Source organism: Saccharothrix stipae (assembly GCF_054781895.1).
This window is the reverse complement of record NZ_BAAGTN010000017.1, coordinates 1091487-1114651: the sequence shown is the minus strand read 5'-3', so window position 1 is coordinate 1114651 and position 23165 is coordinate 1091487. Positions and strand designations below refer to the sequence as shown.

Below are 23165 nucleotides of genomic sequence, written 5' to 3'. Positions count from 1 at the left end.
CGTTCGCGTCGCGCGTGTCCTACGTTCGGAACACCCGAATTCAACGCTCAGAACACACGAGAGGCCCGAGGGAACCATCCCCCGGGCCTCTCGTCGTGCACGGCTACTGGCCCGCGGCGGCCAGGCCTACCGGCGCGTTCGCGTACGCCGCCGTGCTGTCGAACACGACCTCGCCGTCGACCCACACCTTGCGCGGCCGGAGGTCGTCGTCCCACCAGACCAGGTCGGCCACGGCGCCGGCCTCCAGGCGGCCCAGCGTGGGCTCGCCGATCGCCTCCGCCGGAACGATGGTCGCCGACGCCAGGGCGGCCGCCGGGTCCACGCCCACCGACACGATGTTGCGCACCGCGCGGTCCAGCGTCAGCGCGCTGCCGGCGATGGTCCCCTCCGGCGAACGCGGCACGCCGTCCTCGGTCAGCAGCACGTCCGCGCCGCCGAGCTGGTAGCGGCCGGGCGGCATGCCCGCCGCCGCCACCGCGTCGGTGACCAGCGCGACCCGGTGACCGGCGGCGTTGAAGACCAGCCGGCAGACGTCCGGGCCGACGTGCGCCAGGTCCGCGATCAGCCCCAACGTGAACCGGTCGTCCACCAGCGCCACCCCCGGCACGCCCGGCTCGCGGTGGCCGAGCGGGCGCTGGGCGTTGAACAGGTGCGTCACCATCCGCGCGCCCGCCTCCGCGGCGGCCCTGGTCTGCTCCCCCGTGGCGTCGCTGTGGCCCACGGCGACCAGCACGCCCGCCGCCGCCAGCCGGCGCACGGCGTCCAAACCGCCCGGCTGTTCGGGAGCGAGCGTCACCATGCGCAGCGCGCGGCGCAGCACCTCGTCGTCCAGGAGCATGTCGATCTCGGCCGGTCCGGGCGGCACCATCAGCGCCGGGTCGTGCACGCCCGCGCGTTTCGGCGACAGGAACGGCCCCTCCAGGTGCACGCCGAGCGGCTTGGCGCCCGCGTGCGGCGGCAGGGTCGCCGACGCCGCCAGCACGGCGTGCGCCTGGCGCACCGCGACCGGCACCGGCGCGGTGATCAGGGTCGGCAGGAAACGGGTCACCCCCGTCTGCGGGAGCGCTCTCGCCACTGCGGCCATGCCTTCGGGGTCCACCTCGGCGAAGTCGACCCCGACCGCCCCGTTGACCTGCACGTCCACCAGGCCCGGGGTGAGCAGGCCGTCGGTCAGGACCTCGGCGCCGTCGGGCGGCGAGCCCGCGACGACTTCCACGATCCGGCCCGCCCGCAACCTCAGGCTGACGGGACCGGTGATGGTCCGACCGAGCAGTGCTCGCGGAGCTGCGACAACCGTGTCCAAGGTCCCTCCTCAAATGGTCCAGACCATTATGGCCGGAAGCGGCGGACGCCGTCACGTGTGGTTATAAGATAACCGAATAGAGTGAGCTTGGGTGAATGTTTCGCCACACGGCGAGGTCGGCCCCGCGGCGCTTCGGCTTGGCCCATACTTGGCGCCAGACATCCGAGGTCTAGCTGACGAGTCGAGGGCCGCCGTGGCAGTGACCGACGACGCCATCCTGCGCGTCAAGGAGATGATCGTCTCGGGCGAGCTGAAGCCCGGCGACCGGCTGCCGCGCGAGGCGGACCTCGCCGAGCGGCTGGGCCTGTCGCGGAACTCTCTGCGTGAGGCGGTCAAGGCGTTGTCGCTGGTCAGGGTGCTGGACGTGCGGCAGGGCGACGGCACCTACGTGTCGAGCCTGCGTGCGGACGACCTGCTCGGCGCGCTGTCGTTCGTGCTGGACCTGCACCGCGGTGAGGACTCCGTGCTGGAGGTGTTGCAGGTGCGCCGGATCCTCGAACCGGCCGCCGCGGCGATGGCGGCGCAGCGGGTGGGGCCGGACGAGATCGCGGCCTTGCGCGCGTTGTGCGACGCCGCCGAGTCGGCCCGGTCGGTGGAGGAACTGGTGGAGCACGATCTGGAGTTCCACCGCGCGGTCGCGCAGGGCTCCGGCAACGCCTACCTGGCCCAACTGCTGGACACGCTCGCCGGTCCGACCGTCCGGGTCCGCATCTGGCGCGGCATCACGCAGGGCGGCGCGGTCGACCGGACCGTCGCCGAGCACCGTGCCATCGTCGACGCGCTGGCCGCCCACCAACCCGAACTGGCCCGCTCCTGGTCGACGGTGCACGTGGCCGGGGTCGAGCAGTGGCTGTCCGACCTGGCATGACGCCCGCCGTGTTCTGAGCGTTGAACTCGGGTGTTCTGAACGTAGGACTCTCGCGTTCTGAACGTAGGACTCTCGCGTTCTGGAGGTAGGACACGCGCGTTCCCAAGGTAGGACACGCGCGGGGTGGGGGCTGCCCGGATGCGGGAAGAGCGTCCGGGCAGCACGCGGAATTCGGGTCAGGGTGACTCGGGGGTCACCCGGTGGAAGTGGAACGGGCAGGTGGAGCCGCCCCGCGCGATCGTCGTCGGGCGGTGGAAGGCCACGCGGTGGCGGTCGGGGTCGATGGCGTCGATCCAGGCCGCGTCGAAGTCGCAGAACACCGTGCCCAGCTCGGGGACGCCGGCGACCGCGAGGACGTGCACGTAGAAGCAGCGGTGCACGTCGACGTGGTAGTGAGCGGCGGACTCGGTGCGGCTGAAGGCGAAGTCGTCGCCGAAGTAGTTCCGCTCGCGGTCCTTGGACATGTCGGTGATGACGGTGAACGGGTCGTCGGCCGCGTCCAAGGCGGCCTTCGTGCCCTCGTGCACGTAAGGCCGGATCGGTTCGTGGAACGCGCGAGCCACCAAGCGCAGGGCCTCCGGCTGCGGCACGCGCGGCAGGAGGCACTGGTACGCGCCGACGATCAGGGCGGTCACGGGCAGGTGCGGGCTGGAGCCGCCCACCGCCGCGACGACCCGGGCCGCCGCCGCGTCCACCTCGGGCAGCGGCACGACAGCCGCGATGTGCTCGCGGAACAGGGAAATGAGCTCTTCGTTCATGTGTGGTTGTTCCTCACGGTGTCCGTACCCGCGCACGCGCGGGACGGCCAGCACGCTCCAACCACCAACCTGGCGCTGACCAGGGTTTGCTCTTACCGCGCCAAACCTACACCCGAGCCACCGTGCCGGAGAAGATCTCCAAGCCCGAAAACACGATCACGGCAAGGCCTCCGCACGCAGGTCCTCCCACAACGCGTCCGGCACCGGCGCCTCGAACGACGCCGCGTTCGCCCGCACCTCCGCCGCCGAACGCACCCCCAGCAGCACCGACACCACCGCCGGGTGCCGGAACGGGAACCTCATCGCCGCCTGCGGCAACGTCACGCCGTGCCGCGCGCACACCGCGGCGAGCCGACGAGCGCGCTCCACCAACGACGGTGGCGCGGCCTGGTAGTCGTACGTGGCCCCGACCTCCGGCCGCGCCAGCAGCCCGGAGTTGAACACCCCGGCCGCCACCACCGCCACCCCGCGTGACGCGCACAGGTCCAGCAGCGGAGTCCCGGTCTGCTCCAGCACGGTGTACCGCCCGGCCAACAGCACCACGTCCAGGTCGTTCTCGCGGACGAACCGCGCGGGCATCTCCCACTGGTTCATCCCGACCCCGATCGCCCCGACGACCCCCTCCGACCGCAACCGCGCCAATGCGGGCAAGGCCGCCGCGGCCGCCTGCTCGCCGTGCGCGTCCGGGTCGTGCAGGTACACCACGTCCACCCGGTCGAGCCCGAGACGGTCCAAAGAGGACTCCAACGACCGCCGCACGCCGTCCGCGCTGAAGTCCCACCGCCGCCGCGCGGTGGCCGGCACCGCGAACCCGTTCGCCCGGTCGTCCCCGCCACCCGCGTACGGCTCCAGCACCCGGCCGACCTTCGTGGAGACGACGAACGCGTCGCGCGGCCGACCGGCCAGGAAGGCACCGATCCGCCGCTCCGACAACCCGAGCCCGTAGTGCGGCGCGGTGTCGAAGTAGCGGACCCCGGCGTCCCAGGCGGCCTCCAACGCGCCGACGGCGTCCACATCGGACACCTCGGCGTACAGGTTGCCGATCGGACCGCCGCCGAACCCCAACCGGGACAGGGAGATCACGGTTCCTCCTAGGGCTTCGGGCGCAACCGCAGCCCGTGCATGCCGCCGTCGACCGCGAGGATGGTGCCCGCGGTGGAACCGGAGAGCGGACCGGCCAGGTAGGCGATGGCCCCCGCGACCTCGTCCGCCGAGACCAACCGCCCGTGCGGCTGCCTGGCCTCCAACGCGGCCCGCTCGGCGGCCGGGTCCGGCGCCGAGTCGAGCAGGCGGCCCACCCACGGGGTGTCCGCCGTGCCGGGCGCCACCGCGTTCACCCGGATCCCCTCGCGCACGTAGTCCGCGGCCATGGCCAACGTCAACGCGTGCACCGCGCCCTTGCTCGCCGAGTACAGCGCGCGCTGCGGCAGACCGGCCCACGCCGCGATGGAGCCGGTGTTCACGATCGCCGCGGCGGGCGAGCGCCGCAGGTGCGGCAGCGCTGCGCGGGCGACCCGGGCCATGCCGAGCACGTTCACGTCCAGCACCCGGAGCCACTCGTCGTCCGGGTTCGCGGTCACGTCGCCCTGCGCACCGATGCCCGCGTTGTTCACCACCACGTCGAGCCGGCCGAACCGCTCGACCACCTCGTCGATCGCGGCCCGCACCGACGCGTCGTCGGTCACGTCCACTTTGATCCCGTGCAGCGGTGGGTCCACCCGCGGGTTCAGGTCCAACGCCACCGCGGTCGCGCCCCGTTCGGCCAGCAGCCGCGCGGTGGCCAGGCCGATGCCCGACGCGCCGCCGGTCACCACCGCGACCAGCCCTTCGAACTCGCTCACGTGCCATCCCTCCCGTCGAACGCCGACAGCTCCGTCCAGACCGGACCACCGGGATACCGGTAGTCGGCCAGGGTCCGCTCGTGCAGCCGGGCCGAGAAGCCCGGCTCGGTGGGCGCGAGGTAACGGCCGTCGCGCACCACGGCCGGGTCGGTGAAGTGCTCGTGCAGGTGGTCGACCCACTCGATGACGCGGCCGTCGGTGGTGCCGGACACCGCGACGAAGTCGACCATAGCCAGGTGCCGCACCAGCTCGCACAGGCCGACGCCGCCCGCGTGCGGGCACACCGGCACGCCGAACTTGGCCGCCAGCAGCAGGATCGCCACGTTCTCGTTGACGCCGCCGACCCGGCACGCGTCGAGCTGCACCACGTCCGCCCCGCCCGCTTGCAGCAGCTGCTTGAACACCACCCGGTTCGGCACGTGCTCGCCGGTGGCCACCTTGATCGGGCGCAACGCCCTGGCGATCGCGGCGTGCGCCAGCACGTCGTCGGGCGAGGTCGGCTCCTCGATCCAGTACGGGTCGAACGGCGCGAGCTCGCGCATCCACGCGATCGCCGTGCCGACGTCCCACCGCTGGTTGGCGTCCACCGCGATCCGCACGCCGTCGCCGACGACCTCGCGGGCCAGCCTCATCCGCCGCACGTCGTCGTCCAGGCTGCCGCCGACCTTCAGCTTGATCATGTCGAAGCCGTCGGCCAACGCCTGCCGGGCCAGGCCCGCCAGCTTGTCGTCGGGGTAGCCGAGCCAGCCCGGCGAGGTCGTGTAGGCGGGGTAGCCGTCGCGGACCAGCGCGGCGGCGCGTTCGGCGCGTCCCGGCTCGGCGCGGCGCAGGATCTCCAGCGCCTCGTCGGGCGTGAGCGCGTCGGACAGGTACCGGAAGTCGACCAGGCCGACGATCTCCTCCGGCGTCATCTCCGACAGGAACCGCCACAGCGGCAGGCCCGCGCGCCGCGCCGCCAGGTCCCACGCGGCGTTGACCACCGCGCCCAGCGCCATGTGCGCGACGCCCTTCTCCGGGCCGAGCCACCGCAGCTGCGAGTCGTCGACCAGCGCCGCGGACAGGTCGGCCAGGTCGGCGGCGGTCTCCGGGACCGGCCGGCCGACCACGTGGTGCGCCAGCGACCGGATCGCGGCGGCCTGCACGTCGTTGCCGCGGCCGATGGTGAACGCCAACCCGTACCCGTCCGGCCCGTCCGACGTGCGCAGCACGACGTAGGCGGCGGAGTAGTCCGGGTCGGGGTTCATCGCGTCCGACCCGTCCAGCTCGCGCGAGGTCGGGAACCGGATGTCCAGCACGTCCAGCGCGACGACCCGGTCCGTCGCCGGTGCCATCACGCGCGCCCCGCCGTCAGGCCCCCACGCCCGCCCGCCGTCACGCCTGCCCCAGCGTCTGCCGTTGGCGGCCGAGCCCGTCGATCTCCAGCTCCACCACGTCGCCCGCCCTCAGGTACGGCTTCGGCTCCGGTTGGCCGAGCGCCACGCCCGCGGGCGTGCCGGTGTTGATGACGTCCCCCGGTCGGAGGACGAGGAACCAGCTCAGGTAGCGGACCAGCTCGGCCACCGGGAAGATCATGTTCTTGGTGGAGGAGTCCTGCCGCGGTACGCCGTTGACCCACAGCCGCATGCCCAGCGCCTGCGGGTCGCCGACCTCGTCCGCGGGCAGGAGGAAGGGGCCCAGCGGGTTGAACGTCTCGCAGTTCTTGCCCTTGTCCCACTGCCCGCCGCGGTCGAGCTGGAACTCGCGCTCGCTCACGTCGTGGGACAGCGCGTACCCGGCGACGCAGGTCAGGGCCTCCTCGGTGGACTCCAGGTACCGGGCCGTGCGCCCGATGACCACGGCGAGCTCGACCTCCCAGTCGGTCTTGACCGAGCGGCGCGGCACGAGCACCTCGTCGTTCGGCCCGACGATCGTGTCCGGGGTCTTGAGGAACACCACCGGCTCGGCCGGGATCGGCAGCCCGGTCTCCTCGGCGTGGTCGCGGTAGTTGAGGCCGATGCAGACGATCTTGCCCACGCCCGCGACCGGCGGTCCGATCCGCGCACCGTCGTCCACGATCGGGTGGAGTTCACCGGCGGCGAGCGCGGCCCTGGTGCGGGCGATGCCGTCGGCGGCGAGGAACGCGCCGGTCACGTCGTCGGTCAGCGGGGTCAGGTCGTACGTGACGCCGTCGTCGGCACGGACGGCGGGTCGTTCCGAACCCGCGGGTCCCAGGCGCAACAACCGCACGGCAAGCCCTCCTCAACAGCCGGTCGACAGATCGGATGTATAGCGCTCCCGATCCGCTCCGTCTAGAGGTTGTCCGGTTATTGGTCCGATGAATCCCGGTCACGAAGGGTCGCGATGAAACACCACCGCCCGGTGTGGGCAGCCGCCGCCACCGCCGCACTGCTCGGCCCGCTCCTGGTCGGCTCGCTCCTGGTCGGCTCCCTCCCGGTCGGCGCGCTCCCGGTGGGCAACGCGGCGGCCGCCGGCCAGGACGCCCGACCGCTGCCCCCGAACCGCGCCGACCACGCGGGCAACGGGTCGTCCGAGCGGGTCGGCCCGGCGCTCGCCAGGGCCACCGGACCGGTCACCGCGTTCGTCGAGCTGACCACGACCCCGGCGGCGCGGGCGTACCGCGACGAGCAGGCGCGCGGCGCGGGCGACCCGGTGGCGGCGGCCCGGGACGCCCGGCGCCGGGCCGACGTGCAGGCCGACCGGGTCGTGCGGGCGTTGCGCGCCGAGGACGCCGGCACCCGCGAGGTCGCCAAGACCCGCAACGCGGTGCCCGGCGTCGTGGTCGCCGCCGACGCGGCGAGCCTGCGCCGCCTGGCCACGTTGCCCGAGGTCAAGACCGTGCGGCTGACCGTGCCGAAGTCCGTGCGGAACGCGGGCGCGGTGGAGCTGACGCGCGCGGCGCGGGTGTGGCGGGACACCGGTCGCCACGGCGAAGGCCTGCGCATCGGCATCGTCGACACCGGCATCGACTACACCCACGCCGACTTCGGCGGTCCCGGCACCACCGCCGCCTACGACGCCGTCGACCGCACCGCGCCGTGGACCCCGACCGCGAAGGTCGTCGGGGGCCACGACTTCGCGGGCGACGACTACGACGCGTACGACCCGGCGAAGGCCGTGCCCGCCCCCGACCCGAACCCGCTCGACTGCCACGGCCACGGCACGCACGTCGCGGGCACGGCGGCCGGGTACGGCGAGAACGCCGACGGCACCCCGTTCACCGGCGACTACCGGACGTTGGCGCCCGAGGCCGTGGCGGGCATGAGGATCGGCCCCGGCACCGCGCCGAAGGCGTCGCTGTACGCGTTGAAGGTGTTCGGCTGCACGGGGTCGACCGAACTCGTCGGGCCCGCCCTCGACTGGTCGCTCGACCCGAACGGCGACGGCGACTTCGGCGACCGCCTCGACGTGGTCAACCTGTCCCTGGGCAGCGACTACGGCGGCCAGGACGACCCGGACAGCCTGTTCGTGCGCAAGGTCGTCGAGCACGGCGTGGTGGTGGTCGCGTCCGCGGGCAACGGCGGCGACCTCTACGACGTGGGCGGCTCGCCCGCGAACACGCCCGAGGCGCTGGCGGTGGCCAACACGCGGGACGCGTTCACCATGCTCGACGGCGTCGAGGTGGCGGGCGCACGGCACGCCGGCCAGTACAGCAAGCAATACGCCGGGTACGCGGCGCTGGACCTGGCGCTGCCCGTCGTGCCGGTGTCCGACGCCGCGAACCTCGACGGCTGCGCCCCGATCGGTGAGGACCTCAACGGCAGGTTCGTGTGGCTGGAGTGGGACGAGGACGACGCGACCCGCGAGTGCGGCTCCGGCGCGCGGACCGACAACGCCGAGGCGGCGGGCGCCGAGGGCGTGCTGCTCACCACCACCAACGACCACTTCAAGGCGGCCATCGCGGGCAACGCGGGCATCCCCGCGTTCCAGTTCACCCGGGTCGCGACCGAGGCGCTGCGGCCGGCGCTGGCCGACGGGACGCTCCAGGTGCGGATGCTCGGCTCGCTGCGCAACGCCGCGCCGACGATGACGCCGACCCTGGCGGACACCATCACGCCGACATCCTCACGGGGGGCGCGCGGCGGTTCGGCGGCCAAGCCCGACGTGGCCGCGCCGGGGGACACGATCATGTCCGCGGCGGCCGGCACGGGCTCCGACGCGGTGAGCCAGGGCGGCACGTCGATGTCCGCGCCGCACGTGGCGGGCATCGCCGCGCTGGTCCGCGAGACGCGTCCGGAGTGGACGGTCGAGGAGGTCAAGGCCGCGATCATGAACACGGCGCGCGGCGACGTGACCGACGGCGACGACCACACCACCGGCAAACCCGAGGCGCCGATGCGGGTCGGCGCGGGCCGGGTGGACGCGCTGGACGCGGTCGGCGCGGAACTGCTGGCCATGGTGCGGGACGACCCCGGCACGGTGGGCGTGACGTTCGGGCCGGTCGAGGCCGCGGCGGAGATGTCGGTGACCAAGACGGTGGAGGTGGTGAACAAGTCGTCCCGGCCGCGTGCGGTGACGGTCGTGTACGAGGCCGCCACCGCCGTGCCCGGCGCGCGGTTCGACGTGTGGCCGCGGACGTTCGTCGTGCCGCCGGGTGGCACGGGGACGACCCAGGTGACGTTGACGGTCGTGCCCGACGAGCTGCGGAAGGTGGCCGACCCGACGCTGGAGAAGCGGCAGGCGGACGTGGCCAGGCAGTTCCTGGCCGAGGCGTCCGGGCGGCTGCTCGTGCGCAGTGGCGAGCGCACGCTGCGGGTGCCGGTGTACGCGGCGCCGAAACCGGTCGCGGACGTGGCGGCGGTGGACCGGGGTGACGGCTCGGTCGAGGTGACCGGGCGGGCGGTGGACCAGGGCGAGGGCGACGAGGCGTACCGGTCGCTGCTCAGCGCGTTCGAGTTGCAGGGCGTCAGCCCGGAGTTGCCCGACTGCGCGGACGGCGTGCAGGCCGACTGCGCGGTGACCGCGTCGGCCAGGGGCGGTGACCTGCGGTACGTCGGCGCGGCCTCGTCCGGCGGGATGCTCGCGTTCGGGGTCGTGACCTGGCGGAACTGGGTGACGCTGGGTGTCGCGACCAGCCCGGTGATCCGGATCGACACCACCGGCGACGGTGTGGAGGACTACGTCGTGCAGGCGGCGCAGCCGACCTCGGGCGGCGTCGTGACGGCGGACGTGTGGTTGGCGCGGACCGTGCGGGTGGCGGATGGCGAGGTGGTGGACGAGCAGCCGCTCAACGGGCAGTACGGCGACGTGGACACCAACGTGATGGACAGCGACGTGGTGGTGCTGCCGGTGGCGTTGACGGCGTTGGGCATCGACCCGGCGGCGGGCAGCGCGCGGCTGACCTACACGGCCGGGACGACCGGGAACTACCCCGCGCCGGGCAACGCGGACGGGCTCGTCGACCGGATCGGCACGCCGATGTCGTTCGACCCGCTGCGACCGGGGCTCGGGGTGGAGGGCGGGGTGTCGTTCTTCGCCGAGCCGGGTGCGGTGCTGCGGGTGCGGCGTGATCCGGAGTCGGCGGCGGCGGACGGCGCCGACAGCCTGCTCCTGCTGCACCACCACAACGCGTCGGGCGGCCGGGCGCAGGTGCTGGCGCCGCGCTGAGCCCCCGGCCCGTCGTCCCCTGCCCTTGGTCACGCAGAGCCAGGTCCGGTCAACCCGGTTGGGCGTGCCGGACCCCGGTGGTGCTGGGCATACTCGGGCCAATGGGCTTCGTGGTAGGTCTGGACGCGGGCGGCACGAGCACCCGGGCGTTGGTGCTCGACCTGGACGGCACCCGCCTGGGCGCGGGGGTGGCGGGCGGCGCGAACCCCAACTCCCACCCGCCGGAGTCGGCCGCCGCGCACGTCCGCCAGGCGTTGACGGCGGCGTTGGACGGGTTGGACGCGGGGAAGGTCGAGGCGGGCGTGCTCGGCATGGCCGGATCGAGCAAGCTGCTCAGCGATCCGGCGGTGGCGGCGTTGTTCGAGGCGGCGTGGAGCGGTGCGGGCCTGCGGTGCGCGATGCGGGTGATCACGGACTGCGAGGCGGCGTTCGCGACGGGTTCGGCGTCGCCCGACGGCACCGTGCTGGTGGCGGGCACGGGTTCGATCGCGGCCCGGATCGAGAACCACGAGCTGGTCGCGACTGCAGGCGGGTACGGCTGGCTGCTGGGCGACGAGGGGTCGGCGTTCTGGCTGGGGCGCGAGGCGGTGCGGGCCACGTTGCTGGCGTTGGAGCAGGACGCCGTGGACGACCTGTCGGCCGCCGTGCTGGCGCGTGCGGAGATCCCTGATTTGCCCCGCCGTGACCAGTGGCGACAGCTGATCACCGCGGCCAACAACGCCCGGCCGATCGCCCTGGCGACCTACGCGCCCCTGGTGACCACGCACGCCACCGCGCCGTCCGCGGACCGCATCATCACCGCCGCCGTGCGCGTGCTGGCCGACCTGGCCGAAGCCGCCCGACCGGCCGACCACCGCGCCCCGATCGTGCTGATGGGCAGCCTGGTCCACGCCCACCCCCTGGGCACCCGCCTGAAGCGCGAACTGACCACCCGCACCTCCGCCCCGATCACCGTCGCCACCGAGGGCGCCGCCGGCGCCGCCTGGCTGGCCGCCGTCAACCTCCTGGGCAACACCGCCCCCCGCCCCACCTAACGCGAGAGTCCAACGCTCACGTCGCGAGAGTCCTACGTTCACGAGCCCTGAATTCAACGCTCAGCGCGGGACCGGCCTGACCGCCGGTGGCCTGAGTGTTGAATTCGGGTGCTCCGAGTGTTGGACTCTCGCGCGCTGAGTGTTGGACTCTCGCGTCAGGTGCGGGGGTGGCGGAGGCCGGGGTGGTCGGTGGGGAGGGTTCGGCGGAGGATCCACCAGCTCACGGCGATGCACGCGACCTGGAGGGGCCAGGTCAGTGCGGCGCGCATGATGCCCAGCAGCACGACCTCGCCGGCCAGCCAGAGCGCGCCGAAGACGAGCACGCGCAGGATGTACTGGCCCACCCACGGCCACGAGGCGTAGCGGTACGCGCGCAGCAGGTCCGGGTCGCGGCGCCAGCGGAACTTCTGGCCGGTGACCAGGCCGACGACCACGCCGAGGAGTGGCCAGCGGACGGCAATCGACGCGGTCCAGACCAGCGCCGACGCGGCGTTCAGGAAGATCTGCACGAGGAAGAAGTCCTCGGCCCGCCCGGTCTGCAGCGCGACGTACGCGGCCAGGACCACCAGGGCGACGGACACCAGCAGCGCGCGGGGGCGACTGCCCCGAACGACCCGGACAACACCGACGACCACGCCACAACCGACGGCCGCGAGAGCACCGACGGCGATGGAACTCCCGCTCAGCAGCCACCCCAGGACGAACGCCAGCGGCGGCAACGAGGCGTCCAGCGCACCGCCCCGCCCGCCCAGCAGTGCGGCCAGCGACTCCTGACGCGTGTCGGTCATGCCTCCAGGGTGCCTTAGGCCAACCTAACCCAGGTAACGGACCCGTCTCGGCGCATTGACCCCCGTGAGCCCCGTCACTACCGTCACCTCGAAATCGTCTGGAAAGTTACCAGACAGGACCACCGAACAGGCAGGAGAGGCGATGCGAGCCGGGAGCCCGAGGCTGCTGCGCGAGATCAACGACCGCGCCGCGATCGAGGCGCTGCTCCGCAACGGCCCGCTGACCAGGGCGGAACTGGAAGGGATCATCGGCCTGTCCAAACCGGCGACCGCCCAGCTCCTCACCCGCCTCGAAGACGACGGCACGGTCCTGCGCAGCGGCCTGCGCGGCGGCGGACGCGGCCCGCGGGCCCAGCTGTGGACGGTCAACGGCGCGCTGGCCCACGTCGCCGCCGTCGACCTCACCCCCGACGCGATCGACATCGCCATCGCCGACATCTCCGGCACGACGCTGACCGAGCACCGCGCCCCGATGCCGAAGACCGACGTGCTGAAGGCGTTCCACAGCGCGCTCACGAAGGCCGCGGCCCAGGCCGGCCTCACCCCGGACGCACTGCACCACGTGGTCGTCGGCAGCCCCGGCGCGGTGGACCCGGCGACCGGCCGCCTCAACTACGCGCCGCACATGCCGGGCTGGGAGAACAAGAACATCCCCGAGGAGCTGGCCGCCCTCCTCGACACCCCGGTCACGGTCGAGAACGACGTCAACCTGGTCGCGCTGGAGGAGATGATCGCCGGCCGGGCCGTCGGGGTGAAGGACTTCGTGCTCCTCTGGCCCGCCGACGCGGTGGGCGCGGCCGTCGTGGTCAACGGCGTGCTGCTGCGCGGCGCGACCGGCGGCGCGGGCGAGATCGACGCCATGCAGGTCCCCGACCACGCGCACGCCGACACGGGCACCGAGCGCACCGGCAGCCGTTACGGCGAACTGCTGGCCGGCCCCGGCATCGCCCGCCTGGCCCGCGCGCACGGCGTGTCCGCCCGCACCGGCCAGGACGCCGTGGAGAGGGCGTTGAGCGAGGGACCGGCCGGCCGCGAGTTCCTGGTGGACCTGGCCCGCCGCATCGCCACCGGCGTGGCGAACGTGATCGCCGTGCTCGACCCCGAACTGGTGCTGCTGTCCGGCGAGATCGCGCAGGCGGGCGGCACGGCGCTCGCCGACCTCGTCGCCGCCGAGCTGCGCCACCTGGTGGTGCCACGCACCCCCGTCCGACTCGCCCTGGTGACCGGGAAACCGGTGCGTTCCGGCGCACTGCACGCCGCGCTGTCGGTCGTCAGGGAACAGGTGTTCGGTCTGCCCGCCGCCACGACCGAACCCTTCCGCGGTCCGAACCGGACCGCGCCGAGCACGTCGAGATGAAGGAGAGCACATGCGCAAGCTGCACCGCGCAGCGTTGCTGTGCGTGGCCGCGGCGGTGTCCCTCACCGCTTGCGCGGCGGGGTCCGGCCGCAACGCCGAGCAGTCCGGACCGGCGGCGGCTCCCGGTCGGGAGGACAGGTTCTCGCTGACCGTCTGGAGCAACTACTCCGGCCGCGAGCAGGCCGAGGTGACCAAGGCCCTGGAGAGCTTCAAGGAGAAGTTCCCCAACGCCGAGATCGAGCACGAGGGCAGCCAGGACGACGACAAGATCACCGCGGGCATCCGCGGCGGCAACCCGCCGGACGTGGCCATGTCGTTCACCACCGACAACATCGGCCAGTTCTGCTCCAGCGGCTCGTTCCAGGAGCTCAAGCCCTACATCGAGCGCGACGACGTCGACCTCGGCCAGATCCCGGACGCCGTGCGCTCCTACACCGAGTACAAGGGCAACCGCTGCGCGATGCCCATGCTCAGCGACGTGTACGGGTTGTACTACAACAAGGACATGCTCGCCGAGGCCGGCATCGGCGCGCCGCCGAAGACCACGGCCGAGCTGCTGGACTTCGCCAAGCGCACCACCAGGAAGGCGCCGGACGGCTCGATCGAGGTCGCGGGTTTCCTGCCGACCATGCTGTTCTACGCCAACCGCCCGCCGATCTGGGCGCCCAACTTCGGCGCGAAGTGGGAGACCCCCGACGGCAAGTCGGGTCTCGCGAGTCCGGAGTGGGCGCAGATGTTGGAGTTCCAGAAGGAGCTCGTCGACTTCTACGGCTACGAGAACCTGGAGCGGTTCCGGGCGGGGTTGGGCCAGGAGTACTCCACCGACCACGCGTTCCACCAGCGCAAGATCGCGATGATGATGGACGGCGAGTACCGCACGGCGTTCCTGGAGGACCAGGCGCCGGACGTGCGGTTCGGCACCGCGCCGTTCCCGACGGTCAAGCCCGAGCTGTACGGCATCGGCTTCACCACCGGCACCATCATGGGCGTCCCGAGGGGCGCGAAGAACCCCGGCGCGGCCTGGGAGCTGATCAAGCACCTGTCGTTCGACACCGAGACGATCGTCGACCTGGCCAACGGGATCAAGAACATCCCGAGCACGAAGGCCGCGCTGGCCGACCCGCGGTTGCAGGTGGACGAGAACTTCAAGACGTTCATCGACCTGGCCAAGTCCGGGAAGCTCCAGGGCAACCCGGTGACGCCCATCGGTGACGCGCACATCAAGGCGATCGGCGACTTCGCCACGTCGTGGCAGGCGGGCAAGGTGCCCGACCTCATGGCGGGGCTCAGGGAAGTCGACCAGCAGATCGACGACCAGATCGCGAAGAGCGGCAAGTAGGCATGACGGCCACGCTGGAGCGCGTGGACGTGGTGCGGACCGCCCCGGCCAAGGGGCGGTCCCGCGCCCGCGCCCGTCACCGCCTGACCGTGCTGGCGTTCATGGCGCCCGCGACCCTCGGGTTCGCCCTGTTCTTCGGCTACCCGCTGATCGCCACCATCGGGTTCTCGTTCACCAGGTACGACCTGATCAACCCGCCGGAGTGGATCGGCTGGGAGAACTACGCCTACATGTTCTCCGACAAGCTGTTCCACACCGCCGTCCACAACACCCTGTGGTTCGTGGTGGTGCTGACCGTCGCACGCGTGGTGTTCGCGTTGGGCGTCGCGTCGGTGATCGCCCGGCTGAAGTCGGGCGTGGGGTTGGTGCGCACGTTGTGCTACCTGCCCTCGTTGGCGCCGCCGGTCGCGGCGACGTTGGTGTTCTTCCTGGTCATGCGGCCGAACGACGGGCCGCTGGACGCGCTGCTGGGGTGGTTCGGGATCGAGGGGCCGCTGTGGTTCGCCGATCCCGTGTGGGCCAAGCCCGGGATCGCGGCGGTGATGCTGTGGGTGTCCGGCGATCTGATGATCATCCTGCTGGCGGCGGTCCTGGACGTGCCGCGGGAGCGGTACGAGGCCGCCGAGCTGGACGGCGCGGGACCGGTGCGCCGGTGGTGGCACATCACGCTGCCGACGATCTCGCCGGTGCTGGTGTTCGGGGTGGTGAACTCGATCGTCCTGGCGTTGCAGCTGTTCACGCAGGCCGTGGTGGCGGGTTCGGCGGCGAGCGGGTCGGCGGACGTGACGGGGGCGACGAAGGTGCTCGGGTTCCCCGAGAACTCGACGTTGACGTTCCCGGTGTGGCTCTACACGCAGGGCTTCCGGTACTTCGACATGGGCTACGCGGCGGCGATGGCGACGGTGTTGTTCGTGATCTCGTTCGCGGCGACGGCGTTGTTGGTGCAGCGGATGCGCAAGGCGTCGCACCAGGAGGAGTCGTGACGGCGGCGGTCGGCGGGCGCAGGCCGCTCGCGTGGCGGAAGGCGTTGGACTGGGTCGCGGTGCACAGCCTCGGACTGGCGCTGGGGTTGATGTTCGCGTTGCCCGTCGTTTTTGTCTTCCTGACGGCCGTCATGTCGGACAGCCAGGCGTTCACGAGAGATCTGTGGCCGCGTGAGTGGCACTGGAACAACTTCGTGGAGGTGTTCGAGCAGGCTCCGCTGCTGAAGTACCTGGGCAACAGCATGGTGTACTCGCTGCTGGCCACGGCGGGGATGCTGCTCAGCTCGATCCCGGCCGCGTACGCGTTGGCCAAGCTGCGGTGGCGTGGCCGGAACGTGGTGTTCCTGCTGGTGGTGGGTGCGATGATGCTGCCGCCGCAGGTCGTGGCGGTGCCGCTGTACGACACGTGGTCGAGCCTGGGGTTGACGGGGACGTTGTGGCCGTTGATCGCGCCCTACTTCCTGTTCGACGCGTTCAGCATCTTCCTGTTGCGGCAGTTCATCCTCACGATTCCACAGTCCTATGTGGACGCCGCGCGGGTGGACGGCTGCACGGAGTTCCAGGCGCTGGTGCGGGTCGTCGTGCCGATGGCGCGGCCGGGTATCGCGGCGACCGCGTTGTTCTGCTTCCTCTACACGTGGAACGACTACTTCGGACCGCTGCTGTACACGAGCGAGAAGCCGGACCGGTGGACGCTGTCGTTGGCGCTGTCGTCGTTCAAGGGCATGCACCACGTGCAGTGGAACCTGGCGATGGCCGCCACGTTGCTGATCATGGTTCCGGCGGTGGTGCTGTTCGCGTTCGCGCAGCGCTCGTTCGTCCGGGGCATCACGTTCACGGGGGTCAAAGGGTGAAGCTCACCGTTGTCGGAGGCGGGTCGACCTACACGCCGGAGCTGGTCGACGGGATCGCGGGGCGGCGGACCAGCCTCGCCGTGGACGAGATCGCGCTGGTCGACCCGGACGTGTCACGGCTGGAGGTGGTCGGGGCGTTCGCGCGGCGGTTGCTGGCGCACGCGGGGCACCCGGCGCGGGTGACGACGACCGACGACCTGGAGCGTGGCGTCGACGGCGCGTCGGCGGTGTTGTTGCAGCTCAGGGTGGGCGGGCAGGCGGCGCGTGCGTCGGACGAGACGTTCCCGCTGGTCTGCGACTGCGTGGGGCAGGAGACGACCGGCGCGGGCGGGCTGGCCAAGGCGCTGCGCACGGTGCCGGTGGTGCTCGACATCGCGCGGCGGGTGCGGGAGGTGGCGGGCGGGGACACCTGGATCGTGAACTTCACCAACCCGGTGGGGATCGTGACCCGGGCGTTGCTGGCCGACGGGCACCGGGCGGTCGGGCTGTGCAACGTGGCGATCACGTTCCAGCGGTGGACGTCGGCGTTGCTGGGTGTCGACCCGGAGGCGGTGCGGCTGGAGCACGTCGGGCTCAACCACCTGAGCTGGGAGACGGGGGTGTTCGTCGACGGGGTCGACCGGCTGCCGGAGCTGCTCGGGTTGTACGGGGACGCGCTGGGCGAGCACATCGGGCTGCCCGCGTCGTTGATGCGGCGGTTGGGGATGGTGCCGTCGTACTACCTGAAGTACTTCTACGACCACGACGAGGTGGTGCGCCGGCAGCAGGTCGAACCACCGCGGGCCGAGGTGGTGGCGGCGGTGGAGAAGGAGCTGCTCGGGTTGTACGGGGACGTGGGGGTCGTGACCAAGCCGGCGCAGCTCTCGCAGCGCGGGGGTGCGTACTACTCGGAGGCGGCCGTGCAGCTGGTGCACGCGTTGACCGGGGGTGGGGGCGGCGGCGCGGAGCAGCACGTGGTGAACGTGCGCAACGGCGGCACGCTGCCGTTCCTGCCCGCCGACGCGGTGGTCGAGGTGCCCGCGGTGGTGGACGGCGGTGGTGCGGTGCCGTTGCCCGTACCGCCCGTACCGGCGACGATCGCGGGGTTGATCTCGCACGTGACGAGCTACGAGCAGCTGGCGTTGGACGCGGCCCTGCGCGGTGGGCGTGACCGGGTGGCGGACGCATTGCTGGCGCACCCGTTGATCGGGCAGCACGCGGTCGCCGAGCGGCTGGCCGACGAGCTCGTGGCGCGCAACGCGGACTTCCTGCCGTGGGTGAAGGGGACGGTGTGACCGACCGGGTGCTCGCCATCGACGGCGGGAACAGCAAGACGGCCGTGGCGCTGGTGGACGTGGAGGGTCGGGTCCTGGCCCGGGTGCGCGGGCCGGGCGCGTCGCCGCAGAACGTGGGGTTGGAGCGGAGCTTGGAGGTGTTCGACGGGTTGGTGCGTGAGGCGGCGCGGCGGGCGGGGCTGGGTGGCGAGGGGTTTGGCGGCGGGGAGTTGGGCGGCGGGTCGGGTGGTGGGGAGTTGATCGCTCAGCACACGGCGGCGTATTTGGCGGGGGCGGATCTGCCCCAGGAGGAGGAAGACCTGCGTGCGGCCGTCGAGGCGCGTGGGTGGTCGGCTGCGACGGTGGTGGGGAACGACACGTTCGCGCTGCTCAGGGCCGGTACGGCGGACGGCATCGGGGTGGCCGTGGTGTGCGGGGCGGGTATCAACTGCGTGGCGGTCGCGCCGGACGGGCGGACGCACCGGTTCCCGGCGTTGGGACGGATCTCGGGTGACTGGGGCGGTGGCGGTCACATCGGGTCGGAGGCGTTGTGGCTGGCGGTGCGGGCCGAGGACGGTCGTGGCGAGCCGACGGCGTTGCGGGAGGCGCTGCTCGCGCACTACGGGACGGCGACGCTGGCCGAGGTGGTCCAGCGGCTGCACCTCGGCGCGGTCGAGTTCGACCCGCACCCGCTGTGCCCGCTGTTGTTCGAGGTCGCGGCGGGTGGTGACGCGGTGGCGCGGTCGGTGGTGGACCGGCTCGTGGAGGAGGTCGAGCTGCTGGCGAGGGTGTCGTTGACGCGGCTGGAGCTGCTGGCCGAGCCGGTGGACGTGGTGCTCGGTGGCGGGGTGCTGACCGGGACCGGTGGGGTGGTGGCGGACGCGGTCGCGGCGCGGTTGCGGACGTCGGCGCCGGCGGCTCGGGTGCGGGTGGTGGACGTGCCGCCGGTGGTGGGGGCGGCGCTGCTGGGGTTGGACGCGCTGGGCGCGGCGGCGGGGGCGGAGCAGCGGTTGCGAGCGGCGTACGAGTCGGTGGACGCGGTGGAGGCGGCTGCCGGGTGAGGTGAGGGGGTGGAGTGATCTGCGACGCACCCGGGCGGGCGAAAGCTGCGGAATCACCCATTGCCGACACTTGTTCACACCAACGAGTGACACCTTGGTAACAGCGTTGCCAACCGACGGTGGCGTAGGGCTGTCTTGGCGTTGCATGCTGGTCTGCGCGGTCATGGGGGTGCCGTGTGGAGTGGAGGGGTTGCATGGAGGGACTGGACAGCTTCATCGCGGTGGGGGACAGCTTCACCGAGGGCATGGACGACCCGGCGCCGAACGGGACCTACGTGGGGTGGGCCGACCGGCTCGCGTCGATGATCTCGGCCAGGCAGCAGGGCTTCCGGTACGCCAATTTCGCGATCCGGGGCAAGATGCTCCAGGAGATCGTGGACGAGCAGGTGCCGCTGGCGGCGGCGCTCAAGCCCAAGCTGGTGTCGCTGTGCGGCGGCGGCAACGACATCCTGGTGCCCGGCAGCGACGCGGACGCGTTGGCCGAGGTCTACGAGATCGCGGTGGCCGACCTCAAGGCGGCCGGCGCGGAGGTGTTGATCTTCATGGGGTTCGACCCGAAGCACACGCCGTTGCTGCGGTCGCTGCGGGGGAAGATCGCGATATACAACAACCACCTGTGGTCGGTCGCCGAGCGCTACCACTGCAAGGTGGTCGACCTGTGGTCGATGTCCGTCCTGCACGACCGGCGCGCGTGGAGCGGGGACCGGTTGCACCTGTCGCCCGAGGGGCACCGGCGCGTGGCGCTGCGGGCGGCTCAGGTGCTGGGCTTCGAGACGGAAGGCGAGTGGAACACCCCTTGGCCGCCGTCGGTCGACGAGGATTGGATGACGCAGCGCAGGCGCGACTTGAAGTGGGCGCGGGAGCACGTGGTGCCGTGGGTGGGGCGGCAGTTGCGGGGTGAGTCGATGGGTGACGGGTTGGTGCCCAAGCGGCCGGAGTTGCTGCCGGTTTACGAGTGATTTCCGCAGGATCGTCAGCTGTTCAGTCCGGCTCGGGTGCGCCGGGTCCGTTGTGGCGGTGACCGCTCGGGTGACCAACACGCGAGGTCGCGGAGCAGGGGAAAGTCAACACTGGGCCGGCGCTCTCCCCCGAACGCCGGCCCAGCGGTTGGGTGGCTTCCCCCCTGGTCCCCCTGCCAAGAGCCACCCGGCGCTGACGCGACTCGCTTGATCAGCGCGCCTCCAAACTCCCACGAGTTCGTGCTCTCTTGCTAAACAGCGGCTAAACCTCGGTGGTCAAGGCTTCAAGAGCCGTTCGGACCAACATCGCGCGGGGTGAGCCGAGGCGTTCGAACAACCGAAGCGATTCGGCCAGCTCCGCTTGTGCGGCAACGCGTTCACCCCGTCTGGCCAGCACCGATCCGAGCACCTGGCGGCCGAACGCCTCCTCGAACTGCATGGAGCCGCCGCGGGCCAGTTCCACTCCCTGCCGGGCGTGTTCCTCGGCTTCGGGCAGCAGCCCGAGTTCGGCGTAGAGCTCGGCCAGGTTGTTCACCGCGACCGCGTACGCGCGCTCGTCACCATGGCGGTGGTAGATCTCCATCGCGGCGAACTGGTGCTGGGCGGCGGATTCGCGTTGGCCGAGGCGTTGCTCCACTTGGGCGAGGTTGTTGAGCACGGTGGCCTCCCCCAGTGCGTCGCCGTCGCGGCGGGCCAGGTCGACGGCTTCGCGGTAGTGCCCCAGGGCTTCCTCGACCCGACCTTCGGCGACCAGCGCCAGTGCGAGCTGGTCCAGCGTCATCACGAGGTAGCGGGCCTCGCCGAGTTCCACGGCGATCCGGTGTGCCGATCGTGCCTGGTCGAGGGTGCCGCGTAAAGTGCCCGCCCGGTTGTTGAGGTCGTGCATCGCGTGCAGGACGAGCATCTCACCCCGGCGGTCGCCGCTGACGCGGGCGGAGGCCAGGCCGAACTCCGCGATGCCCCGCCACTCGCGGCTGACGAGCCTGGTCACGCAGTAGGTGTGCACGAGGCGGACGAGTTGCCAGACCTGTTCGTGCAGACCGGCTTCCGAGCCGGCGTGCACGAGGGCGATGAGGTTGGACCACTCCTTGTCGAACCAGGACAGCGCCTGTGAGGCGGTCGCGGGCCGGGGTGCGGCGGAGTCGCCGGTGAAGTCCAAGCCGTCGGACACCGGGCGGATGAGGCGGCGGGCGTGGTCGCACGCGCACAGGTAGTGCTCCATCAGTCGGCGCAGGCCGCGTTCGCGGTCCTCCACCACGCCGCGGGCGTAGAGGCGGACCAGGTCGTGCAGGACGAACCCGCCGCGCCACTGCTCCACCAGCAGGTGGGCGTCGGCGAGGTCGGCGAGTCGGGCGGCGGCCGTGCCGAGGTCGATGTCGCAGACGGCGGCGATGGCGTGCGGGCTCACCCACCGACCCGGCACGAGACCCGCGGCGCGAAACGTCTCCGCCAGTTCCGGCGGGAGGTTGCGGTAGGACACCGCCAACGCCCGCTCGACGCCCACGCCGGTGTCGGCCAGGTCCAGGGTGCGCAGCCGGGCCGCGTCGTCGGACAGCTGCGCGACCAGCGCCTCGACCGTCCACTCTGGACTGAAGACCAGTTTGGCGGCGGCGATCCGGAGCGCCAGCGGGAGGTTGCCGCACAGCTCGACCAGCATCCGCACGGCGGCGGGTTCCTGGTCGGACAGCGGTTTGCCGACGACCTCGTCCACCAGGCGGATGGCCTCCTCCTCCGACAACGTGTCGAGCGTGAGCATCCGCGCGCCGTTGCTGACCACCAGGGACTCCAGGCGGCGACGGCTGGTCACCAGGACGACCGACCCCGCACCGGGCGGCAGCAGCAGTCGGACGTGCTCGGGGTCCCACGCGTCGTCCAGCACGACCAGCACGCGCCGCTTGGCCAGCACCGACCGGTACAGGCCGACCCGGTCGTCGAGGTCGCGCGGCACGCCGTCGGCGGGCACGCCCAGCGCCAGCAGGAACCTGGCCAGCACCTCGGCCGGCTCGACCGGGTCGCGGTCGGGCGCGAAACCGTTGAGGGAGGCGAACAGCAAGCCGTCGGGGAACTGCTCGGCCCGCCGGTGCCCCCACGTGACGGCCAGCTCGCTCTTGCCGATGCCCGCCGCCCCGTTGACCACCGCGATGGTGGTGGCGGCCAGGTCACGCGCGTCGCACAGCCGGTCCAACCAGGCCAGTTCCTCGTCGCGACCGATGAAACCGCTGGCCGCGGCGGGCAACTGGGCCGGCACGACCACGCCGGGACGGGGCGGCACGAGGGCGGGTTCGGCGAAGCCGGGCGAGCTCAGCGCCGGGTCGTCGCGCAACACCTGTTCGTGCAGCACGCGCAGGCCGGGACCGGGGTCGATGCCGAGCTCGTCCACGACGCGGCGGTGGAAGCGCTGGTAGGCCTCCAGCGCGTCGGCCCGCTGGCCCGACCGGTACAGCGCGCGCATCATGTGGCCGACGAGCCGTTCCCGGAACGGGTACTCGTTCACCAGCTGCCGCAGCTCGCCGACCAGTTCCAGGTGGCGGCCCAGTTCCAGCTCGGCCTCGATGCGCTCCTCCACTGCGGCAAGCCGAAGCTCCTCCAGGTCGGTCGTCACCGGGTCGCCCGGCACGTCCGCCAACACCTGGCCGCGCCACAGGCCGAGCGATTCGCGCAGCAGCTGCGCCCGGATCGGCGCGGGCTTGCCGCGGGCGCTCGACACGAGCTGCCTGGCCCGGTGGAAGTCCAGCCGCCACGGGTCCACCGAAAGCTGGTAGCCGGGCGGGGTGGTGAGGATCCGCGCGGAGCCCGCCGGGTCGGCCTGCTCCAGCATCCGGCGCAGGCGCGACACGTAGCCGTGCACGATCGTCCTGGCCGTGGCGGGCGGCTCGTCGGCCCAGAGGCTGTCCACGATCTCGTCGATCGGGACGACCCGGTTGGCCTCCAGCACCAGCATCGCGAGCAGGCCGCGCATCCCCTTGCGGCCGATCACGAGCTGGCGGCCGTCCGCGAGCACCTGCAACGGTCCGAGGACGCCGAACTCCAGCCCGCTCTTGCTCCGGTCAGCCATGCCCCTCCCCCGCCTCGTGCGCTACAGCCCTTCCGGGCTCGTCGACCTCACGGCTTGGTCACTGGATCAGGTGCGCCAAGCGTGCCGTTAGATACCTGTGGGTAAATG

At 72.2% G+C, this 23165-nt stretch carries 18 protein-coding genes; 10 read left to right on the top strand and 8 right to left on the bottom strand.

All coding sequences use genetic code 11. The annotated features are described in order from the left end of the window. Positions 1-103 precede the first annotated feature (103 nt). Positions 104-1303: an N-acetylglucosamine-6-phosphate deacetylase gene (gene nagA, locus ACYVLT_RS33405; RefSeq protein WP_461124111.1), complete on the bottom strand. Its 1200-nt coding sequence runs from the start codon at positions 1301-1303 to the stop codon at positions 104-106. A 193-nt stretch (positions 1304-1496) separates the two neighbouring features. Here nagA and ACYVLT_RS33400 point away from each other — a divergent pair, with 193 nt between their 5' ends. Then, the gene (locus ACYVLT_RS33400) at positions 1497-2171 is read left to right on the top strand and encodes a FadR/GntR family transcriptional regulator (protein ID WP_461124110.1); all 675 of its coding nucleotides are present in this window, start codon (positions 1497-1499) and stop codon (positions 2169-2171) included. 176 nt (positions 2172-2347) lie between these two features. Here the strand turns inward: ACYVLT_RS33400 and ACYVLT_RS33395 are convergent, their stop codons facing one another. The 5 genes from ACYVLT_RS33395 to ACYVLT_RS33375 form a co-directional block, all read right to left on the bottom strand. After that, positions 2348-2929 (bottom strand): L-2-amino-thiazoline-4-carboxylic acid hydrolase, encoded by a 582-nt coding sequence (locus ACYVLT_RS33395; protein ID WP_461124109.1) that lies wholly within the window; start codon positions 2927-2929, stop codon positions 2348-2350. A 156-nt stretch (positions 2930-3085) separates the two neighbouring features. Further along, on the bottom strand, positions 3086-4012 hold the full coding sequence (locus ACYVLT_RS33390) for an aldo/keto reductase (protein WP_461124108.1): 927 nt from the start codon (positions 4010-4012) through the stop codon (positions 3086-3088). A gap of 8 nt (positions 4013-4020) precedes the next feature. Continuing rightward, positions 4021-4770: an SDR family NAD(P)-dependent oxidoreductase gene (locus tag ACYVLT_RS33385; RefSeq protein ID WP_461124107.1), complete on the bottom strand. Its 750-nt coding sequence runs from the start codon at positions 4768-4770 to the stop codon at positions 4021-4023. After that, positions 4767-6101 carry an enolase C-terminal domain-like protein gene (locus ACYVLT_RS33380; protein WP_461124106.1) on the bottom strand — a complete coding sequence of 445 codons (1335 nt, stop codon included), beginning with the start codon at positions 6099-6101 and terminating at the stop codon, positions 4767-4769. Before ACYVLT_RS33380 ends, ACYVLT_RS33385 begins: the two co-directional genes overlap by 4 nt. 40 nt (positions 6102-6141) lie before the next feature. Continuing rightward, the gene (locus ACYVLT_RS33375; protein ID WP_461124105.1) at positions 6142-6996 is read right to left on the bottom strand and encodes a fumarylacetoacetate hydrolase family protein; all 855 of its coding nucleotides are present in this window, start codon (positions 6994-6996) and stop codon (positions 6142-6144) included. Between the two features lie 114 nt (positions 6997-7110). Between ACYVLT_RS33375 and ACYVLT_RS33370 the strand changes: the two genes are divergently transcribed. Beyond that, positions 7111-10374, top strand: a complete 3264-nt coding sequence (locus tag ACYVLT_RS33370) for a S8 family serine peptidase (protein ID WP_461124104.1) — start codon at positions 7111-7113, stop codon at positions 10372-10374. Between the two features lie 101 nt (positions 10375-10475). Beyond that, positions 10476-11408, top strand: a complete 933-nt coding sequence (locus tag ACYVLT_RS33365; protein WP_461124103.1) for an N-acetylglucosamine kinase — start codon at positions 10476-10478, stop codon at positions 11406-11408. A 155-nt stretch (positions 11409-11563) separates the two neighbouring features. Here ACYVLT_RS33365 and ACYVLT_RS33360 read toward each other — a convergent pair whose 3' ends face one another. Further along, a complete protein-coding gene (locus ACYVLT_RS33360; RefSeq protein WP_461124102.1) occupies positions 11564-12196 on the bottom strand; it encodes a DUF3159 domain-containing protein in 633 nt (210 codons plus the stop codon). A gap of 142 nt (positions 12197-12338) precedes the next feature. Between ACYVLT_RS33360 and ACYVLT_RS33355 the strand changes: the two genes are divergently transcribed. From ACYVLT_RS33355 to ACYVLT_RS33325, 7 genes are all read left to right on the top strand, one after another. After that, positions 12339-13553: an ROK family protein gene (locus ACYVLT_RS33355; protein WP_461124101.1), complete on the top strand. Its 1215-nt coding sequence runs from the start codon at positions 12339-12341 to the stop codon at positions 13551-13553. Positions 13554-13563: 10 nt separating this feature from the next. After that, positions 13564-14892: an ABC transporter substrate-binding protein gene (locus ACYVLT_RS33350; protein WP_461124100.1), complete on the top strand. Its 1329-nt coding sequence runs from the start codon at positions 13564-13566 to the stop codon at positions 14890-14892. A gap of 2 nt (positions 14893-14894) precedes the next feature. Further along, positions 14895-15875, top strand: a complete 981-nt coding sequence (locus tag ACYVLT_RS33345; RefSeq protein ID WP_461124099.1) for a carbohydrate ABC transporter permease — start codon at positions 14895-14897, stop codon at positions 15873-15875. Beyond that, complete coding sequence (locus ACYVLT_RS33340) at positions 15872-16729, top strand: carbohydrate ABC transporter permease (protein WP_461124098.1); 858 nt, start codon at positions 15872-15874, stop codon at positions 16727-16729. The genes ACYVLT_RS33345 and ACYVLT_RS33340 overlap by 4 nt, the downstream gene beginning before the upstream one ends. Continuing rightward, positions 16726-18003, top strand: coding sequence for a 6-phospho-beta-glucosidase (locus ACYVLT_RS33335; RefSeq protein WP_461124097.1), 1278 nt, complete (start codon positions 16726-16728; stop codon positions 18001-18003). The genes ACYVLT_RS33340 and ACYVLT_RS33335 overlap by 4 nt, the downstream gene beginning before the upstream one ends. Beyond that, entirely contained in the window at positions 18000-19043 is a 1044-nt protein-coding gene (locus ACYVLT_RS33330) for an N-acetylglucosamine kinase (RefSeq protein WP_461124096.1), read from the top strand. Before ACYVLT_RS33335 ends, ACYVLT_RS33330 begins: the two co-directional genes overlap by 4 nt. A gap of 194 nt (positions 19044-19237) precedes the next feature. Then, entirely contained in the window at positions 19238-20002 is a 765-nt protein-coding gene (locus tag ACYVLT_RS33325; RefSeq protein ID WP_461124095.1) for an SGNH/GDSL hydrolase family protein, read from the top strand. Positions 20003-20264: 262 nt separating this feature from the next. Here the strand turns inward: ACYVLT_RS33325 and ACYVLT_RS33320 are convergent, their stop codons facing one another. Continuing rightward, the gene (locus ACYVLT_RS33320) at positions 20265-23057 is read right to left on the bottom strand and encodes an AfsR/SARP family transcriptional regulator (RefSeq protein ID WP_461124094.1); all 2793 of its coding nucleotides are present in this window, start codon (positions 23055-23057) and stop codon (positions 20265-20267) included. Between the last annotated feature and the right edge of the window lie 108 nt (positions 23058-23165).

Excerpts from the sequence above, each read along its gene's own strand:
- ACYVLT_RS33395 (WP_461124109.1), bottom strand. The coding sequence starts at position 2,929 with ATGAACGAAGAGCTCATTTCCCTGTTCCGCGAGCACATCGCGGCTGTC.
- ACYVLT_RS33380 (WP_461124106.1), bottom strand. The coding sequence starts at position 6,101 with ATGGCACCGGCGACGGACCGGGTCGTCGCGCTGGACGTGCTGGACATC.
- ACYVLT_RS33370 (WP_461124104.1), top strand. The coding sequence starts at position 7,111 with ATGAAACACCACCGCCCGGTGTGGGCAGCCGCCGCCACCGCCGCACTG.
- ACYVLT_RS33365 (WP_461124103.1), top strand. The coding sequence starts at position 10,476 with ATGGGCTTCGTGGTAGGTCTGGACGCGGGCGGCACGAGCACCCGGGCG.
- ACYVLT_RS33360 (WP_461124102.1), bottom strand. The coding sequence starts at position 12,196 with ATGACCGACACGCGTCAGGAGTCGCTGGCCGCACTGCTGGGCGGGCGG.
- ACYVLT_RS33355 (WP_461124101.1), top strand. The coding sequence starts at position 12,339 with ATGCGAGCCGGGAGCCCGAGGCTGCTGCGCGAGATCAACGACCGCGCC.
- ACYVLT_RS33350 (WP_461124100.1), top strand. The coding sequence starts at position 13,564 with ATGCGCAAGCTGCACCGCGCAGCGTTGCTGTGCGTGGCCGCGGCGGTG.
- ACYVLT_RS33345 (WP_461124099.1), top strand. The coding sequence starts at position 14,895 with ATGACGGCCACGCTGGAGCGCGTGGACGTGGTGCGGACCGCCCCGGCC.
- ACYVLT_RS33325 (WP_461124095.1), top strand. The coding sequence starts at position 19,238 with ATGGAGGGACTGGACAGCTTCATCGCGGTGGGGGACAGCTTCACCGAG.
- ACYVLT_RS33320 (WP_461124094.1), bottom strand. The coding sequence starts at position 23,057 with ATGGCTGACCGGAGCAAGAGCGGGCTGGAGTTCGGCGTCCTCGGACCG.